Annotated in this window: 13 protein-coding genes; 3 read left to right on the top strand and 10 right to left on the bottom strand. The window is 51.2% G+C overall.

The window, feature by feature from the left end:
- Positions 1 to 8 precede the first annotated feature (8 nt).
- The 5 genes from urtE to urtA form a co-directional block, all read right to left on the bottom strand.
- On the bottom strand, positions 9 to 698 hold the full coding sequence (gene urtE / locus DWB84_RS00215) for an urea ABC transporter ATP-binding subunit UrtE (RefSeq protein ID WP_187407757.1): 690 nt from the start codon (positions 696 to 698) through the stop codon (positions 9 to 11).
- 13 nt (positions 699 to 711) lie between these two features.
- The gene (gene urtD, locus DWB84_RS00210) at positions 712 to 1,467 is read right to left on the bottom strand and encodes an urea ABC transporter ATP-binding protein UrtD (RefSeq protein ID WP_187407756.1); all 756 of its coding nucleotides are present in this window, start codon (positions 1,465 to 1,467) and stop codon (positions 712 to 714) included.
- Positions 1,468 to 1,476: 9 nt separating this feature from the next.
- Positions 1,477 to 2,667 (bottom strand): urea ABC transporter permease subunit UrtC, encoded by a 1,191-nt coding sequence (urtC, locus tag DWB84_RS00205; protein ID WP_222868026.1) that lies wholly within the window; start codon positions 2,665 to 2,667, stop codon positions 1,477 to 1,479.
- 64 nt (positions 2,668 to 2,731) lie between these two features.
- Positions 2,732 to 3,658, bottom strand: coding sequence for an urea ABC transporter permease subunit UrtB (gene urtB / locus DWB84_RS00200; protein WP_187407754.1), 927 nt, complete (start codon positions 3,656 to 3,658; stop codon positions 2,732 to 2,734).
- Positions 3,659 to 3,745: 87 nt separating this feature from the next.
- Positions 3,746 to 4,999: an urea ABC transporter substrate-binding protein gene (urtA, locus tag DWB84_RS00195; protein WP_187408885.1), complete on the bottom strand. Its 1,254-nt coding sequence runs from the start codon at positions 4,997 to 4,999 to the stop codon at positions 3,746 to 3,748.
- A 301-nt stretch (positions 5,000 to 5,300) separates the two neighbouring features.
- Here urtA and DWB84_RS00190 point away from each other — a divergent pair, with 301 nt between their 5' ends.
- The 3 genes from DWB84_RS00190 (at position 5,301) to DWB84_RS00180 (ending at position 10,585) form a co-directional block, all read left to right on the top strand.
- Positions 5,301 to 8,681, top strand: a complete 3,381-nt coding sequence (locus tag DWB84_RS00190; RefSeq protein WP_187407753.1) for an ATP-binding protein — start codon at positions 5,301 to 5,303, stop codon at positions 8,679 to 8,681.
- Positions 8,682 to 8,712: 31 nt separating this feature from the next.
- The gene (locus DWB84_RS00185) at positions 8,713 to 9,624 is read left to right on the top strand and encodes a response regulator transcription factor (protein WP_187407752.1); all 912 of its coding nucleotides are present in this window, start codon (positions 8,713 to 8,715) and stop codon (positions 9,622 to 9,624) included.
- Positions 9,625 to 10,207: 583 nt separating this feature from the next.
- A complete protein-coding gene (locus DWB84_RS00180) occupies positions 10,208 to 10,585 on the top strand; it encodes a hypothetical protein (RefSeq protein WP_187407751.1) in 378 nt (125 codons plus the stop codon).
- 30 nt (positions 10,586 to 10,615) lie between these two features.
- Here DWB84_RS00180 and DWB84_RS00175 read toward each other — a convergent pair whose 3' ends face one another.
- The 5 genes from DWB84_RS00175 to glgX all read right to left on the bottom strand — a co-directional run bounded on the left by DWB84_RS00175 (position 10,616) and on the right by glgX (position 18,970).
- Positions 10,616 to 11,143: a hypothetical protein gene (locus tag DWB84_RS00175; protein WP_187407750.1), complete on the bottom strand. Its 528-nt coding sequence runs from the start codon at positions 11,141 to 11,143 to the stop codon at positions 10,616 to 10,618.
- Positions 11,144 to 11,155: 12 nt separating this feature from the next.
- Positions 11,156 to 12,736 (bottom strand): glycogen synthase, encoded by a 1,581-nt coding sequence (locus DWB84_RS00170; RefSeq protein ID WP_370589626.1) that lies wholly within the window; start codon positions 12,734 to 12,736, stop codon positions 11,156 to 11,158.
- Positions 12,737 to 12,862: 126 nt separating this feature from the next.
- Entirely contained in the window at positions 12,863 to 14,131 is a 1,269-nt protein-coding gene (gene glgC / locus DWB84_RS00165; RefSeq protein WP_222868024.1) for a glucose-1-phosphate adenylyltransferase, read from the bottom strand.
- 53 nt (positions 14,132 to 14,184) lie between these two features.
- The gene (locus DWB84_RS00160; RefSeq protein ID WP_255428761.1) at positions 14,185 to 16,635 is read right to left on the bottom strand and encodes a glycogen/starch/alpha-glucan phosphorylase; all 2,451 of its coding nucleotides are present in this window, start codon (positions 16,633 to 16,635) and stop codon (positions 14,185 to 14,187) included.
- 169 nt (positions 16,636 to 16,804) lie between these two features.
- The gene (glgX, locus tag DWB84_RS00155) at positions 16,805 to 18,970 is read right to left on the bottom strand and encodes a glycogen debranching protein GlgX (RefSeq protein WP_187407747.1); all 2,166 of its coding nucleotides are present in this window, start codon (positions 18,968 to 18,970) and stop codon (positions 16,805 to 16,807) included.
- Positions 18,971 to 19,027 lie beyond the last annotated feature (57 nt).

Here is a 19,027-nt window from a genome sequence, read left to right as displayed (position 1 = left end):
AAAATGCATTAAACAGAGAGATAGGACGCGACCTTGTCGTGGTCCACATCCTCGCGCTTCTGATCCTGAACTATGTGGCCTTTCTCAATTACAAGAATGCGATCGGCCACATCCAGCGCAAAACTTAAAACCTGCTCAGATACCACTATGGAAAGCCCGCGTTCGTCGCGAATGCGCCGCAGCGTGCGCGCCATTTCACGAATAATCGAGGGCTGAATACCTTCGGTGGGCTCGTCGAGCAACAAAACTTTGGGATTGCTGGCAAGCGCTCGCGCAATGGCCAATTGTTGCTGCTGACCGCCGGATAAATTGCCGCCGCGGCGACTTTTCATTTCTTTTAAAACCGGGAAAAGCTCGTAGATATTTTCCGGTATGTTTTTTTGCGAAGTGGTGGTTAAACCAGTTTCGATATTTTCCTTCACGGTCATGGTGGAAAAAATCATGCGCCCTTGCGGCACAAATGCCATACCACTTTTTACCCGCTCATAACTTTTTTGTTGCGACAATTCTTTGCCGTCCAGTTTGAGTGAACCCCCGGCGGTGGGAATCATGCCGATCAGGGATTTCATCAAAGTGGTTTTACCCATGCCGTTGCGACCGAGAATGGCAACAATTTGGTTGGGCTCCACCGTCACGTTCATGTTGTGGATGACTTCGCTCTGACCGTAGGCGACCGAATAATCTTGAATGGCTAACATAGCGGTGTTCCTCTTAATGCCCGAGATAAACTTCAACGACTTTAGGATCGTTTTTCACACGCTCCATGGAGCCTTCCGACAGAGTTTTTCCCTGGTGCATCACGGTAACGCGATGCGCAATGTCTTCAACAAATTGCATATCGTGCTCAATCACAATCACCGAGCGACCTTTGGTAATACGGTTGAGCAATTCCGCCGTGCGTTTGCGTTCGGCAACGGACATGCCCGCAACCGGCTCGTCGAGCATCAGCAGATCGGGTTTTTGAATCAGCAACATGCCAATTTCCAGCCATTGTTTTTGTCCGTGACTCAATAAACCGGCGGTGGTGTGCAATTGGTCTTTGAGAAAAATGGTTTCCGCGACTTCTTCCACCGCTTCGACCACTTCGGCATCGCGGCGGAAAAACAGCGCGCCTAGAACGCTTCTGCCGCGCGGAAATGACAACTCCAGATTTTCAAAAACAGTGAGATCTTCGTAGATCGACGGGTTTTGAAATTTTCGGCCGACGCCATTGTGGACTATGGCGTGCTCAGTCATTTTGGTCAGTTCCATACCACGGAATTTAATCGACCCGGCGGTGGATTTCGTTTTTCCGCAGATCAAATCCAGCACCGTGGTTTTACCTGCGCCGTTAGGGCCGATAATTACGCGGATCTCCCCTTCGTCCACGTAGAACGACAAATCGTTTACCGCTTTGAATCCATCGAAGGAGACAGTCAATCCTTCAACTGCGAGGACAAAATCTTTAGCTGCTTTTTTCTCGCTCATAAATGTCTCCTATTTCCCCATGGCGCTGATAGAACCCGGAATTGATGGCGGCTCTGCTGATACAGGTTCTGGTGCAGACGCAGGTTTTGGTGTACTGGGCTTTTTCTCAAACATTTTCGGTTTGCGCGAAAACAGCGGTTCGATATGGGATTTGTAGATACCGGCAAGACCATTCGGGAATGCCATTACAACTCCGATAAACAGCGCGCCCATGGCAAACAACCAGAGTTCAGGGAAGGATTCGGAAAAAGTGGTTTTCGCCCAGTTGACCAGCAGAGTGCCGTACACCGCCCCGAAGATTGATAATCTGCCGCCGACTGCGCAGAAAATTACCATTTCGATTGAAGGCACTATGCCGACAAAGGAAGGCGACATAAAACCAACTTGCAGGGTAAACATGGCGCCGCCGATCGCGGAAAATGCTGCACCCAGGCAGAACACAAAGATTTTGAAGCTCGATACGTCGTAACCGGAAAATCGCACCCGGTCTTCTCTACCGCGCATGGCCACCAGTAGACGACCCAGCTTGCTTTTACGCACGAATTGCGCGGCCAGCAAACACAGCATCAGCAGGATGAAATTCACGTAATACAGAATGTATTTGGCGGAATCGGTGCGGATATCCCAGCCTAATAAGGTGCGCAAATCGGTAATGCCGTTGACGCCGCCGGTATATCCCTGTTGGCCAATAATCAAAATCGTCAGAATGGAGGCAATCGCCTGAGTGATAATGGCGAAATACACTCCGCCCACACGCCGTTTAAACATGGCAACGGCGATGATGTAAGCGAAAATGGTCGGCACCACAAGAATGGCAATCAAGGCAAAAGGCAAGCTGTAGAAGGGCTCCCAAAACCAGGGCAATTCGGTAATCTGGTTCCAATCCATAAAATCCGGAATTCCCGGTGTGGATTGAATTTTGGTGCTTTCCGGATCGGAAGCTTCCAGTTTGAGAAACATTGCCATGCAATATCCGCCCAGCCCAAAAAACACCCCCTGGCCCAAACTCAAAATCCCACCGTATCCCCAGCACAACACCAAACCTACAGCGACGAAAGCGTAAGTGAGATATTTCCCCACCAGATTCAGGCGGAAAATATCCAGCGTCATAGGCAGTAAAATCCCGAGAAATACAGCCAGTATGGCGAGATAAATAATGTCATGCTTGGGAAATAAGGCTTTTAATCCGTGCTGCGACAGTGGATTTTCAACCAGCGCAGAATTTTCCATTGATGATTGATTAGGCATCGACATGGTCATCACCTCATTTGCGCACTTTCATGGCGAAGAGTCCTTGCGGGCGAATCATCAAGATGATGACGACCGTCAGGAGCGTTAATACTTTTGCCATAGAACCGCTCAAAAAGAATTCCATGGTGGATTGAGCTTGAGAAATGGTGAAGGCTGAAGCGATAGTGCCAAGCAAACTGGCTGCACCACCGAATACAACAACCAAGAAGGTATCGACAATATAAAGTTGTCCAGCAGTTGGGCCTGTTGAACCAATCATGGTAAATGCACTGCCAGCGACACCTGCAATTCCACATCCGAGCGCAAAGGTAATGCGGTCGATTTTTGCCGTATTGATTCCCACAGCTGCAGCCATAGGTCGGTTCTGCACGACGGCGCGCACCTGGCAGCCCCAGCGGGATTTGTACATCAATAAATAAACGGCAATGGCGATCGCAATGGTCAAGCCCATGACAAATAAACCATTAATTGGGACTTCGATGGTTTCTGTCAGAGGTACGGAACCCATCAACCAATCCGGCAGAGTCACACCCACTTCGCGCGCACCGAATACGCTGCGATAAATTTGTTGCAAAATCAGGCTTAACCCCCAGGTTGCCAAAAGGGTGTCCAGCGGGCGTTGATACAAAAAGCGAATAAACGACCACTCCACCAAAGCCCCTAGAGCACCAGCGGCAAAAAAGGAAATGATCATGGCAACAAAGAAATAAATTCCGAAAAGAGACGGTAGATAGGTCGAAAATAAATTGGAAATTAAATAGGTGACGTAAGCGCCGAGAATCATAAATTCGCCGTGGGCCATATTAATTACACCCATCTGGCCGAAAATAATGGCAAGGCCCAACGCCATTAAAACAAATACGGAAAACAGAATTAGCCCTGCAAAACCTTGCATGGCAAATATGGATAGAAGCTCAGCACTGGTGTAGTCGGCAAACATTGGAACCCCACGTCTTTATCCGGTACTGCTGGTTTACAGGAAGGGCGGCGTGCGCCCTTCCGATCACTTGCGTCAAGACAGATGGTTTTATTGATAACCTTTCGGGAATGGATCTGGCTCCATCAACTCTTCGGTTTCGTGTACCACTTTGTACTGACCGTTTTTCAGAGCCAGACCTATGCGGGTTTTGGACCAGAGGTGATGGTTTTCGTGAACTTTGACGTAGCCTTCAGGAGCCGTGGTCAACTCAATGCCGGGCGATGCTGCGCGCACTTTATCGATATCAAAGGAGCCAGCTTTTTCCACCGCCGCTTTCCACAACCAGGGGCCGAGATAAGCCGCCTGAGTTACGTCACCGATTACGATGTTATCGCCGTACTCTGCTTTAAAGGCTTCAACGAAAGCTTTGTTGTTGGGGTTGTCGAGGCTTTGGAAATATTTCATGGCGGCATAAGCGCCTTCGATATTTTCGCCACCGATACCGAGAATTTCGTCTTCAGTTACGGAAATGGTGAGCAACAGCGGTTTTTCTTTCGGCAAACTGATACCAGCCGCTTTCAACTGTTTGTAGAAGGCAACGTTGGAACCACCGACCACAATCGCGTAAATCACATCAGGCTTGGTGAGTTTGATTTTGTTGATCACACTGTTGAACTGGGTGTGACCGAGTGGGTAATACTCTTCACCAACCACTTTCAAACCGAGTTTTTCAATATGTTTGCGGGCGATTTTGTTGGAGGTGCGAGGCCAGATGTAGTCCGAACCGAGCAGGTAAAATGTTTTTGCACCTTTTTCTTTTACTACCCAGTCAATACCAGCAAGAATTTGCTGAGTTGCTTCCTGACCGGTGTAAATGACGTTGGGAGATTGCTCCAAACCTTCGTAGAAGGTCGGGTAATACAGCATACCGTTGTACTGCTCAAAAATTGGCAATACCGCTTTGCGCGATGCTGATGTCCAGCAACCAAACACTGCAGCGACCTTATCGTTCACCAATAATTTTTTGGATTTTTCCGCGAAAGTCGGCCAGTCGCTCGCGCCGTCTTCCTGAATAAATTTGATTTGCCGTCCGAGCACACCGCCCATAGCATTGATTTGTTTGATGGCCAATTTTTCTGCTTGCACCGAACCGGTTTCACTAATGGCCATGGTGCCAGTCACCGAGTGGAGGATCCCCACAGTGACCTCTTTATCCGTCACCGCTAGACCGGTGGTATTCACGTCCGCGGCAGCTGCGGAAAAAATCCATCCGCTGCAAATCGCCAACGCTGCTTTACCCAACCAGCGCCGCGATATTCCGCGGATCCCGGTCATATGGAGATTCTTCAACTTCAACTGCATCGTCATAGGTTTACCCTCTCGCAATGGACAACATTCGTCGGAGCCATTGTTGGGCAATAACCGAATCGGAGCCTATGCGAGGAATGCTCACCCCACCTACGTCAAATGACGTATAGGCGGCCGACTTTTGCTGATGTTATAGGACGCATGCAGGAGGATTGTTCACGCGAATTTCATCACAGAAAAACGCTCGCGTTTTCGGAGCGGCACGGACTGTGCAATCGGATGTTACTCATGATTCGACTTAGCCGCTTAGCGACACACTTTCGTGTCAGCAATGTGTCATTTTTTGAGAAATTTTATGGCGGCCATTCAGCATATTTTTCGTATCCGCAGAAGTTATAACCAGTGGGTGAACAACCAAACCCTGGAAGACTACGCCTTGCGCTTTACCGCCAACGGTTCGCGCAAATGGTCCTTGACCAAAGTCGCCAATACGGCGTTGGGAGCGATTTCTTTTTTGGCGTTGGAAGCCATTGGCGGGGCTATTACGCTGAACTACGGCACTCTGAATGCCGTCAGCGCTATAGTGGTGGTCAGTGCGCTGATTTTTCTTGCCAGCGTGCCCATCTGTTATTACGCCAGTCGTTACGGCGTGGATATTGATCTGCTCACCCGTGGGGCAGGCTTTGGTTATATAGGCTCTACTGCAACCTCGCTGATTTACGCCTCTTTTACGTTTATTTTTTTCGCGCTGGAAGCGGCCATTATGGCCAAAGCGTTGGAATTGCTCACCGGTTTGCCACTGGCTTGGGGCTATGTCATCTCTTCGGTGATTGTGATTCCCATGGTATTTCACGGCATTACCTTTATCAGCCGCTTTCAATTGTGGAGCCAGCCGCTGTGGTTGACGCTGCAAATCCTGCCGCTGCTGGTGATTTTTATTTCCGATTTTTCCATGCTCGAAGATTGGGCTGCCCTTCCACCCGCGCACCAAAACAGTGAGACAGGATTTAGCCTTTTGCTGTTTGGTGCAGCAGCGTCGGTGATGTTTGCACTGGTGGCACAGATTGGCGAGCAAGTCGACTTTCTGCGTTTTCTGCCGGAAAAAAATTCAGACAATCGCTATCGCTGGTGGCTTGCCATGCTGGCCGGAGGACCGGGCTGGATTGTGATCGGCATGCTGAAATTGCTCGCGGGCTCCTTTCTGGCATTTCTCGCCTTGTCCCATGGCATGTCCATGATGGATGCGGCGGATCCCACTGCCATGTACACCATTGCGTTTTCCTATCTCACCCAATCTCCTAACGCTGCACTTTTATTGGCCGGGGTGTTTGTCATTTTGTCGCAACTAAAAATTAATGTGACTAATGCTTACGCGGGCTCTATTGCTTGGTCGAATTTTTTCTCCCGCCTTACCCACAGTCATCCCGGCCGTGTTGTCTGGTTGATCTTCAATGTGTGCATTGCCTTATTGTTGATGGAGTTAGGGGTCTATCACGCGTTTGAGAAAACTCTGAGCGTTTACGCCATAGTGGCCGTTGCTTGGGTGGGAACATTGGTTGCGGATCTGGTTATCAACAAACCTCTTGGACTCAGCCCGAATTACATCGAATTCAAACGCGCGCATCTCTACGATATTAATCCAGTCGGCGTGGGAGCCATGTTGGCGGCGTCGCTGGTGGGAATTCTCGCTTACCTCGGCATGTTCGGCGCTTACGCCCAAGCCCTTGCACACTTTATTGCTTTGGCTTGCGCCTGCATTCTTGCGCCGACGATTGCATTGATTACGCGCGGGCGTTTTTATATAGCGCGCCCGGCATCCATTATCAGCAGCGATGCAACCATTCGCTGTTCCATTTGTGAAAATACCTACGAACGCCAGGATATGGCATTTTGCCCGGCGTATAACGGGTCGATCTGTTCGCTGTGTTGTTCGCTGGATTCACGCTGTCGCGACGCTTGCAAAACGCACGATAGTTTCAGCGAAATTTTTACCCGCAGTTTGCAGCGAGTGTTCCCGGAGAAATTGGGCGACTATATCAATATCCGTCTGGTGAATTTTTTAACGCTGCTGATTCTGGTCACCGGCGTCACCGGCATTCTGCTCTCGTTGATTTACACCAATTCGATTACGGATATTCCGGGCGCGAATGAATTTCTGTCGCGCACTCTGTGGAAAGTGTTTTTTATTCTGATGATTGTCGCAGGGGTTATTTCCTGGCTGTTTGTACTCGCCCATGAAAGCCGCTTGGTCGCGGAAGAAGAATCGCAGCGACAGAATCGCCTGCTGGCAGAGGAAATCGAGGCGCACAAAAAAACCGACCTCGCCTTGCAACAAGCCAAAGAAACCGCTGAAGCGGCCAACAATGCCAAAAGCCGTTACCTCACGGGTCTTAGCCACGAACTACGCACGCCGCTCAATGCGATTCTCGGTTATGCACAATTGCTCGATCACGACGATCAGATTCCCAAACACAAAAAGCATCAAATCAAGGTGATTCAGCGCAGCGCGGAACACCTGACGGATTTGATCGAGGGCTTGTTGGATATTTCCAAAATCGAAGCCGGTCGTCTGGAAATTCAAAAGGACATTTTTAATCTCAATGCGATGATGAACCAGATCGTCGACATGTTTCGCCTGCAGGCGGAAGGTAAAGGTCTGAATTTCCGCTATCTGCGCACCACCCCGCTGCCGGACTTGGTTCAGGGCGATGAAAAACGCGTGCGCCAGATTCTGATCAATCTTTTGTCCAACGCGGTGAAATTCACCCCCAAGGGCGAAGTGGAATTGAGCATTCGTTATCGCAATCAGGTAGCGGAAATTCGTGTGCGCGATACCGGCGTCGGCATTCCAGAAAATGAACTGGAGCGGATTTTTAAACCCTTCGAGCGCATTCGCCTGCCCGGCGCGCCGGTGGTCAGCGGCACCGGTCTCGGCCTCACCATTACCAAATTGCTGGTCGATATTATGGGCGGCGATCTAGTGGTCACCGCCAATCCCAACGGCGGCGTTACCTTTTCTGTGTGGCTGATGCTCGCCCATGTTTATCAGATGCCGTCGGAAGTGGTGAAGGAAAAAATCTACGGCTATATGGGACAGAAGCGTTCGCTGTTGATTGTGGATGACGACCCGGCCCATCGCGGTTTGATGCACGATCTCTTGGCCCCACTCGGATTTACCGTGGTGGAAGCACCGGATGCAGAATCGTGCTTAAGCGTTTTGAAAATATTTTCGCCGGATGCCTTTTTGATCGACCGGCGTATGCCCGGCATAAACGGGCCGGAATTGGCGCGAAAACTGCGCAGTCTGAATTATCGCCAGCCAATTATTATGGTTTCGGCCAACGCCAACGAAGACGCACCGCCAGCAGAATCAAAACCGGCGTATGACGATTATTTGATTAAACCCATTCGCTTGGACAGTCTGTTGGAAAAATTGGGCCAGCATTTGAATTTGACCTGGGATCATCAGCAGCGCATGACGGATATGTTTTCTTTTTCCTCCTATGGTGGCGAAAAACTTCCCTCGGATGAAATTCTGGAAGAAATGATCGGCTGGGCCGAGGTCGGCGCCTTAGGGAAAATACGCGATCTGGTCAACCGACTGGAAGAAGAAAACGGCGCGAGCGCGCAGATGATTCAGCGTTTTCGCAATTGTTTGGACCAAGTCAATCTCGATGATTTGATCGACACGGTTCGTTCCGTACAAGGAACACCGACTTTTTCTCAATCACTGTAATGTTGGATCGTGGTTTACTGAGATGTACCTTATGAACACTTCAAATTCCCATGATCTGGTTCTGGTCGTGGATGATTCTCCGGAAACCCTGGGCATGCTTAATGACGCCTTGGAACAGGCGGGCATGACCACTCTGGTCGCGCTGGAAGGCCGCCAGGCTTTGAATATCGCCCGCAAAATGACCCCCGACGTTATTTTGCTCGACGCTGTCATGCCGAATATGGACGGTTTTGAAACCTGCGAAAACCTCAAACGCGATTTGGAATTAAAAAATATTCCCGTGATTTTTATGACCGGCCTTGCTGATACCGACAATATTGTTAAAGGATTTTCTGCAGGCGGGGTGGATTATGTAACCAAGCCCATTAATCCGCTGGAATTAATTGCACGTATTCGTGTGCATTTAAATAATGCGCGCGCCACACGCAGCGCACAGGCGGCGTTGGACAGCACCGGGCAGAATTTATGCGCCGTCAATAAACGCGGCGAATTATGCTGGGCAACACCACAGGTTAATCACTACCTCGACAAAATATCTCCAGGTGGTTGGGAAACACTGCACCTGGAGAGTCATTTTGCACAATGGCTAAAACACAATCCACCCGAGGGCGGACAATTACAAGTGGATGCCGCCGGCACAACATTGAAATGGGTGCTAGTCGGTACTGCCAGCAACAACGAATTTCTTTTGCGCTTGATCAGCGATGAGCAGCCCGAAGAAAGTGGTTTGCTGAAAAATCATTTCGGCGTTACTCAGCGTGAAGCCGAAGTGCTTTTATGGGTAGCGCGGGGCAAGACCAATCGGGAAATTGCCCAGATCCTCGAACTCAGCCCCCGCACCGTCAATAAACATTTGGAACAACTGTTTAAAAAAATCGGTGTTGAAAATCGAACATCGGCTGCGACCTTGGCGGTGAGCGTTCTGCAAAAAGGTCGCATTTAATTTTTTCCACGATCCCTTTAGACGAGCCCAATAAAACGCCATAGATTTGCGGTTGACGCCATCGACCGCGTAAAAATTATTCACCCGGTCTGTGTCCTTCCCCACAGTATTCCCCTTCTCTTTCCTGAAATATGATCAGGTCGCGTGAAAAAGTCGCTTGAATAAGCAACGCAAGATGATCAAAAAATCATCAAGGCGCAGCCCGGCTTGCTTCCGTTGTGTGTCGGTGGTTAAATGCCGAGGCTCTGGTTGCCCCGGGACAAAATGCAGTTTCTCTAGTGCAGCCAAATTTCCAGACATAGCTATACTTGTTAACTAATAATAAAAATCGCCGGCGTGATATCGCAGTACGACTGGCCCGATGTCTGGTTTTTCACTTATCACTGATTGTTTGTTTGCGGCCACTTATTTGCTGTATGGCGCCTGATGTGCGACATAAATCTGGTCTTTTTGCGGCAAGGTTTTCAGCAAGGGTTTAGCAGTTTGTAACAAACGCGCAGTAAAGCAGTTAATTGATTGCTGGTTGCGTTTTTTAAATCAGAAATCGAGCGCCTCAGGCGCCAATGCATCGAGGAGAATCAAGGTGAAAAAGCCCATTCGCTTTATTATTTATGTCGCTATTCTCATATTCGCTTGGTTTATGCTGGCCCCGGCGATGAGCATCAACACTGCGCAAATCGGCGCACCCTTAAAATCCCTGGCGACCGGAATGAACACGCTGGCAGCGGCTACAATTATTTTTGGCGCCGCACTGGTTATTACTTACATGATTACATCGGGATGGGGACTGATACTTTTGGGCGCACTGGCGTTGATGAGTTTGATCGTCGTCAGCGTGTTGCATCCCTACCTTTTCCCGTTGTTGATTCCCCTGTTCACGCTCTGGCTGCTCTGCGCTGCTGCACGCCGCAAGGAAAATGCCGCAGCCGCCAAACCTGCATCGCCTTCTAAACCTGCTTAATTCAGCAGGCAACGCTTTTAAGGGTAGTACTTAGCGAGTTTCGCCAGCAGTTTTTTTACCGCGCGCCCGCATAGCGGGCGTTCCTACAGCGGTCAGATCCTCTATGTGGTGAACCACTTTCTGCCGTAATTCCGCCTGATCACTACCCAGTCCGAGATCGGCCATGGCCTGCATGGCCATGGTTTTCACTATGCTGCTTTTATCCTGGGTGTAGTCCAGCAAAATATGCAGCACCTCACCTTCTTCGCGTTTGCTCAGCGGCAGGCGAATCAGCATTGGCGCCACATGCCAGCGTACTTCTTGCTGCTCGCTGTGACTCAATTCCCCCAGCAGAATCTTTTTGTACGGTGCCAACCACTCGGGATGGTGTGCCGTCACCTTTTCTGCCACATCCGCACAGCACATACGCAGTACCGGATCTGCGGAGGTCATTCCTTCGAATAATTCCGCCAATAGCTCCGGTTTCTGCAACACCTGCTGCGCCGCCTCTTTGGCCGCGCCTATGGAGCGCCGATCGCCGCCGGACAGTTGTTGCAGTAGCGTCCCTTTTTCTCCCACTGGCGTTTTTCCTTAATAGAGTTTTTCCAAGTACTCCTTGGCTACTGCCTCCCAGGTAAAACGCGCTTTGGCAGCACCCTTGGCGATGGATTGCAGCTTTTTGGGATTCTCGTCGTGGAGCGCGAGTATTTCCGCAAAACGGTCGAGCAACTGTTGACCTTGCTCATCGCCGTCATTACCGCGAAAAACAAAGCCGCTCACCCCGTCGATCACCGTATCGTTGAGACCGCCGACCCCGTGCACCAGACAGGGTTGACCGGCGCGCATGGCCAGCATCTGGCTGATTCCGCAGGGCTCAAACGAGCTGGGCATCAGGAACAGATCGCCGGAGGCATAGAGTGCCTGGGCAAGCTCGTTGGAATAGCCGCGCAGGAAAATAAAATTCGGGCAATAGGCGCTGGTTTCCAGCAGGAATTTTTCGTAATCCGCATCGCCACTGCCGAGCAGAATAAACACGCCTTTATCACCGAGCTGATTCAGCAAATGGCGCAAAACCGGCAGTTCGCGTCCCTGATATTGCACCTTGTGACGCAACAAACGCACCTTCTGTTCGGTCACCCGTCCCACGGACGTCAACAGCAAACCGCGCTCACGCCTGTTGGTCCACTGCTGCAAACGCTCCCGCGCCACCCAATGCACGCTTAATACGGCCGGGCTTTTGATCACCCAATGCAACAGAGTTTCGTCGATAAGCGCGGACAAACGGGCTTTGTTAAACCGCGGGTACTCGGCATCCTTGGGATATTCACAACCGTTGAGAATGCCCAGGAGACGCTGCTGCTTGGCCGCTGCGACCAAATCAGTTTCCAGCCCTTCTCCACCGTAAATATGCTGCGCCACTTGGCTCGGACGCTGAATTTCTTCCGCATAGGTGGGCGATACCGCGTGAACCTTGTCGCTCAAGGCGATGGCGGCGCGCATAGGGTTAAAGCAGTGAGTCACCCGTGGATCGCAAATCACTGCCTGATCGTACTCCAACCGCGGAAACCAGCTTTCCAGTGAGGACGGGTCGCCCGCCAAGGGACGAATGCCTTGCAGCGATAAATTGTGGATGGAATAGACCACGCGGGAGGATTTCAGACGCGCATAGTGCGGATCGTATTCCCGCAACACCGCCAGCACAGCCGCGTGCCAATCGTGCAAATGGAGAATATCCAGAGGGCCAAAAGACTCGTTCAAAATCGCCTGGCCGACAGCCGCACAAAATAACGCGAATTTACCAGCGTCCGAGGCAAATGGCCGGTTATTGGGATCATTGCAATAAATCTGTCCTGGACCGCAGGGATAAAAACCCGGATGGTCGAGCACCCACTGATGCACGCCCGGCGCATCAACATCCTGCCCCTCTTGCAATTGGCTCCAACGGAACAAGGTAACCTGTTCAATGGCATTGCCGAACAAAACCGGAAAGGATGCGACTTGCTGCGCCGCGCCGCGATGTAAAAAACCATATGAAGGGACGACCACATGAACGACACAACCCTGCTCAGCCAAAGCTTTGGGTAAATCTCGCACCACATCGCCGATGCCGCCAACTTTGGCGTTGGGCAGCGCATCATTTTCCGCTGCCACCATCAGAATTCTTTTTGTCACTATCGCACCTTACTATTTGCTTCTGTTTCGCTGTGCCGCCTTTTTTATGAGCCGTTTGGCTGTGGCGGAGCACAAAAAAGGGAACCTATAGAGGTTCCCATCGCTATACAGTTTAAGCCGATTTGATCAATAACGGGCGCCGCCGCGTTGACCGAGCATTTCGCGAGTCACCAGGGTAATGCCCTTCTTGGTGACGCGGAAGCCGCGGGCTTTGTCCTGCTCGTGATCGACACCAATTTCCATGCCGCGCGGAATTTCACAGGCGCGATCGATAATGGCTCGTTTCACCTTGGCGTAACGGTGCACCTGCACTTCCGGCAACAACACGGATTCTTCAATCAAGGTGTAGGAGTGCACGCGCACGTCGGAGAACAGCAGCGATTTACGCACTGTACCGCCGGAAATAATGCAGCCGCCGGATACCATGGAGTCCACCGCATAACCGCGTCGGCCATCGTCATCGAACACGAATTTCGCCGGTGGCAATTGAGTTTGATAAGTCCAGATCGGCCACTGGTGGTCGTACAGGTTCAATGAAGGTGTGGGCGATACCAATTCCATATTGGCTTCCCAAAACGCATCCAGCGTTCCCACATCGCGCCAGTAGGCCTGATTGCCGCGCTGATCGCGAAAACGGAAAGCGTATACGTCGCCGCTGTCGATAATTGACGGAATAATGTCTTTACCAAAATCGTGATCCGAACCTTCTTTCGTTGCATCTTTTTCCAAGAGATCCAACAGAAATTCGGTGTCGAAAATATAGTTGCCCATGGAGGCAAGACACAAGTTCGGATTACCCGGAACAGGCGTCGGGTTGGCCGGTTTTTCGTCGAAACGCAGAACCCGGTTGTTGTCGTCCACCGTCATTACACCAAATGCACCCGCCGCTTCTTCCACCGGAACTTCGATACAGGAAACGGTCAGCTTGGCTTTGCTCTCGACGTGATAGGCGAGAATATTGCCGTAATCCATTTGATAAACGTGGTCTCCGGAAAGCACCATCACATATTTCGGATTGGCTGCTCGAATAATATCGACGTTCTGATACAGCGCGTCTGCAGTGCCTTGATACCAGTTGGGAGAATTGCGCTGGCTCGCCGGCAATACTTCAACATATTCACCCAGTTCACGTTTGAAATGACTCCAGCCCACTTGGATATGGCGGATCAAGGAGTGCGCTTTATATTGGGTCAAAACACCGACGCGGCGAATGCCCGAATTAATGCAGTTGGAAAGCGGGAAATCGATAATGCGGAATTTTCCACCGAAATAGAGCGCGGGTTTGGCGCGCCAGTCGGTGAGTTCGTAAAGACGGCTACCGCGCCCGCCGGCCAGAATCAACGCAAGCGTGTCTCTGGTGAGGCGGCTGACAAATCGCGGATTTGGGTGTTCCAGGGGTTTATCCATTGCAGACCTACTCAATTTCAAAAATTAACGTTATGGGTGATTCAAATTATCTGCCAAATATCACGGGCATATTCCCGGATGGTACGGTCACTGGAAAACCGTCCACTCGCCGCCGCGTTTAAAATACTCATGCGCGTCCAAGCTGCACGATCCTGATACATTTCCGCGGCTTTTCTCTGTGCTTCCACATAACTGCGAAAATCCGCTGCCACCATCCACGGGTCGTCATCCCGGCGTATGGCTGCAACTATAGGGTCAAAAATACCGGGTTCAAACAAACTGAAGTGACCGCACTCCAGCAACTGCATCACCCGTTTTAAATCTTCATCGTGTTCGATGATTTGATTGGGCTTGTGAGCCGCGCGATAGGCCGGAATATCTTCCACCCGCAAACCAAATAAAAAGAAATTCTCTCCGCCTGCAGCCTCCAATATTTCAATATTGGCGCCGTCGTATGTGCCAATGGTCACAGCACCGTTCATCATGAATTTCATATTGCCAGTGCCGGATGCCTCTTTCCCCGCGGTGGAAATCTGTTCGGAAAGATCCGTCCCCGGGCAAATAATTTCCATGCTGGACACACGATAATTCGGCAGAAATACCACCTGCAATAAATGTTTTACGGAAGTGTCTGCGTTGATCACCGCCGCCACATTGTTGATCAGTTTAATGATGAGTTTCGCCATTGCATAACCCGGAGCCGCTTTGCCTCCGATCAGCACGCAGCGAGGTTTCATTTTCACCGCATCACCGCGTTTAATACGGTCATACAAATGAATAATATGCAGAACATTCAGCAACTGGCGTTTATATTCGTGGATACGTTTTACCTGCACATCGAACATGTGGCCAGTATCAAAACACACGCCACATTCTCTGTGGACCAATTCAGCAAGTGCCGCTTTATTGTGTTGTTTGATCTGGAACCAACGCTCGCAGAAGGCGCTGTCATTTACAAAATCTTTTAAATGACTGATTTTTTCCAGATCGGTCTGCCAACCATCGCCCACGGCCTCTGTTATAAGTTCAGCCAGTTTGCGATTGCTGTGCGCCAACCAACGCCGCGGTGTTACACCATTGGTTTTGTTATTGAATTTTTCCGGCCAGAGTTCAAAGAAATCTTTGAATAATCCGCGCTTCAACAAATTGGAATGCAGCGCTGCCACTCCATTAACGGAGAAGCTGCCGACAATACCCAAATACGCCATACGCACATGGGGATCATTGCCTTCTTCGATCAGCGACATACGCTGTTGCCGTTGGGTATCGCCCGGCCAGCGCAAAGCAACTTCAGCGAGGAAGCGCGCGTTGATTTCGTAGATGATATCGAGCAGGCGCGGCAATAATTCGCGCATCAGACGCACCGGCCATTTTTCCAAAGCTTCCGGCAATAAGGTGTGGTTGGTGTACGCCATTGTGGACGTGGTAATGCGCCAAGCGACGTCCCACTCCAACAAATAATCATCCAGCAACAGGCGCATCAATTCCGCGACTGCCAGCGTCGGGTGCGTGTCATTTAATTGAAAAACATGTTTATTGGCGAACTCACCAAAATTTTCCCCGTGGAAATGTACCCAGTCTGCCAATACATCCTGCAAACTCGCGGAAGCGAGAAAATATTGTTGGCGCAGACGCAGCTCTTTACCGTTTTCGCTGGCGTCATTGGGATAGAGCACCATGGTGATCTGCTCGGCTCGGTTTTTCGCCGCCACTGCCTCGGTGTAATCACCCGCGTTAAATTCTTCCAGATCAAACTCGTCCGTCGCCGCCGCCCGCCACAAACGCAGAGTATTTACTACGCCATTGCCGTAGCCGGGAATCGGCACATCGTAGGGCACCGCGAGCACATCGTTGGTACCGGACCAACGCGCGCATTTGCGCCCGCGATCGTTGATGTAAAACTCGGTGTGACCGTAAAACTTCACCCGCTTGGTCAGTTCAGGTCGTTCCAGTTCCCAGGGATTGCCTTCGCGCAACCAGTGGTCCGGATATTCCACTTGGCGGCCCTGCTCAATCCGCTGATGAAACATGCCGTATTCGTAGCGGATGCCGTAGCCGGTAACCGGCAGACCGAGCGTTGCACAACTGTCGAGGAAACAGGCCGCCAAGCGCCCCAAACCGCCGTTGCCCAATCCGGCATCGAGTTCGTTCTGGCGCAATTCTTCCAGGCTGGTGCCGTAATAGCGCAGAGCTTCGGCGACTTCATTTTCCGTCTGCAGATTCATCACTGCATTGCTGAGCGTGCGTCCCAACAAAAATTCCAGCGATAAATAAAACACCCGCTTCGGATTATTCTGAATTTCCTGCAACCGCGTCTCGCGCCAGCGCTCGATCAAGCGATCGCGCACCGTCAGCGACAGCGCCAGCAACAAATAACTGGGGATTTGCTCGCATTCAAAGCGGCCGAGCGTAATGTTGTAGTGCTTTTGCAGCTCCGTCACCAGCTGCGCAGAATCTGTGCCTGCCGGGACGGGGGTTTTTACCGAAATCATCGCCATAGTTCCTCTAGATGCACAAAGATTCGCGGATATGCCACGCACAAACATCAGCGCGACTTTTGTTTTTCTTTTTATCTACTGTTTTTCTTTTTATTTGCCGAATTATTTTGCAAGACGGTTCTTGTCTTTGCCCGACTTGAGGCTTCAGGTCAGGGCGATTCCTTTAAGGTTTGGACGTATCGGGATTGCCGACCAACAGAGGGTCTGTCTGCCAATCGCACTGGCTGGATAAGCCATACAACACCATCATGGATTTTTCTTCCACCACCAGTTCGTTTTCCAGTTCTACGTATCGCTCCACTGGCAAACCATCGGTGGCCGCGGTATCCAACAACGCAACCCAATACCAACCGGGTGGCAAACGGAAGCTCGATGCTTTATCGCCAGCATTGAACAAGCTCAATAAACAGTGCACACAGCGGGAATTGACTACCGACTCCAGCATCCAGCCCAGGCACACCTCATCTGGGCGCGACCATTCTTCGTCTTTCATGGGAACGCCATCGCGGTTCAACCAGTGAATGTTGTACCCCGCCTTGGTCACCTGCTCTTCCGGTTTGTGAATAAAAAACGGGCTGCGCAACAGATGAAATTCCCGGCGCACACGAATGACGTTGCGCACGAATTCGCGCAAATTCCACTGCTGCTGTTGCAGCGCGGACCAGTTGAGCCAGTTGATGTCGTTATCCTGGCAGTAGGCGTTGTTATTGCCCTGCTGAGTCCGGCTCAGTTCGTCTCCTGCCAGTAACATGGGAGTGCCTTGGCTCAATAACAGAGTCGCTAAAAAATTGCGCTGCTGACGCATGCGCAGAGCATCGATGCGCTCATTTTGCGTCGGACCTTCTACACCAAAATTGTGACTGAAATTCGCGTGGTGACCGTCGTTATTCTGTTCTTTATTCGCGTGGTTATGACGTTGACTGTAGCTCACCAAATCCCGCAGCGTAAAACCGTCGTGACTGGTGACAAAATTAATGGTGCTGTAAGGCTTGCGACCAGAGTATTCAAACAGGTCACTGGAGCCGTGAATTCGCCGCGCGAATTCCGGCAGCATGCCCTGATCGCCGCGCCAGTAGCGCCGCACCGTGTCGCGGTAGCGGTCATTCCACTCGGCCCAGCCGGGAGGAAAGTGGCCAAGCTGATAACCGCCTGGCCCTATATCCCAAGGTTCGGCGATCAGTTTTTTCGTATTCAGCACCGGATCCTGGCGGATCACATCAAAAAAACCGCCTTGTGAATCAAAGCCGTGAGCCTCGCGTCCAAGTACCGACGCCAAGTCGAAACGAAAACCGTCCACTCCCATTTCCGTCGCCCAGTAACGCAAGCTGTCCATCACCATTTGCAGCACGCGCGGATGTTTGACGTTGAAGGTATTGCCGCAACCGGTGTCGTTCACATAAAAGCGCGGGTCCTGGCTCAGCAGGCAGTAATAGCTGCAATTATCAATGCCGCGAAAACTTAAGGTCGGCCCCAAGTGATTGCCTTCCGCCGTGTGGTTGTAAACCACATCCAGCAATACCTCGATTCCTGCGGCGTGCAGGTTCGTCACCATCTGCTTGAACTCGGCAACCGGATCGTCTGTAGCCGCATAAGCCGGATGGGGCGTGAAAAAATTGAGCGTGTTATAACCCCAGTAATTCACCAGGTTACGTTTGATCAGAAAATGCTCGTCGACAAAAAAGTGGACGGGTAACAGTTCAACGCTGGTAATTCCCAGCTCTTGCAAATAGCGCACAACAGGTTCGCTGCCCAAACCCGCGTAAGTCCCGCGCAGATTCTCTGGCAAGAGCTCGTTGAGCTTGGTAAAACCTTTGACGTGCAACTCGTAAATCAGTGTATCTGTCCAGGGCACCGGCTTGGCCAAGGGCTCTGGCGGCTGCCCCGGGGCGACCACCACTGCCTTGGGCATTTGTGCGGCGTTGTCGGAGCGATCGAAGGAAAAATCTAAACTGGGATCTTTGAGGTTGTAGCCGTAGTGCTCATCGCACCAGACAAATTTGCCGTGTATGGCTTTGGCGTAGGGATCTAATAAAAGTTTGTGGGGATTAAAGCGGTGGCCGTTTTGTGGTTGGAACAATCCGTGGACTCTGTAGCCGTACAAAGCACCTGGCTCCAACCCCTCGACCCAACCATGCCAGACGTGGTCGGTCGAGCCGGGAAGCGTCAAACGGGCAATCTCCCGCTGTCCAGTTTCATCAAATAGACAAAGCTCGACTTTTTGCGCGTGTCGGGAAAAGAGCGCGAAGTTGACGCCACCTTCCATAGGCGTGGCGCCGAGCGGATATGCCACCCCTTCTCTGACGTTATAAGTAGTTACGGTAGACGACATAGTGTCGCTAAATCACCTCGCATTTAGCGCGCCCGCGACGCGGGCGCGTTGTCTCGC

It is taken from the genome of Saccharophagus sp. K07 (assembly GCF_014336955.1).
In the GTDB taxonomy this organism is placed as follows: Bacteria; Pseudomonadota; Gammaproteobacteria; order Pseudomonadales; family Cellvibrionaceae; genus UBA5868.
This window is presented reverse-complemented; position numbering and strand designations above follow the sequence as displayed.

Excerpts from the sequence above, each read along its gene's own strand:
- urtE (WP_187407757.1), bottom strand. The coding sequence starts at position 698 with ATGTTAGCCATTCAAGATTATTCGGTCGCCTACGGTCAGAGCGAAGTC.
- urtD (WP_187407756.1), bottom strand. The coding sequence starts at position 1,467 with ATGAGCGAGAAAAAAGCAGCTAAAGATTTTGTCCTCGCAGTTGAAGGA.
- urtB (WP_187407754.1), bottom strand. The coding sequence starts at position 3,658 with ATGTTTGCCGACTACACCAGTGCTGAGCTTCTATCCATATTTGCCATG.
- urtA (WP_187408885.1), bottom strand. The coding sequence starts at position 4,999 with ATGCAGTTGAAGTTGAAGAATCTCCATATGACCGGGATCCGCGGAATA.
- DWB84_RS00190 (WP_187407753.1), top strand. The coding sequence starts at position 5,301 with ATGGCGGCCATTCAGCATATTTTTCGTATCCGCAGAAGTTATAACCAG.
- DWB84_RS00185 (WP_187407752.1), top strand. The coding sequence starts at position 8,713 with ATGAACACTTCAAATTCCCATGATCTGGTTCTGGTCGTGGATGATTCT.
- DWB84_RS00160 (WP_255428761.1), bottom strand. The coding sequence starts at position 16,635 with ATGATTTCGGTAAAAACCCCCGTCCCGGCAGGCACAGATTCTGCGCAG.
- glgX (WP_187407747.1), bottom strand. The coding sequence starts at position 18,970 with ATGTCGTCTACCGTAACTACTTATAACGTCAGAGAAGGGGTGGCATAT.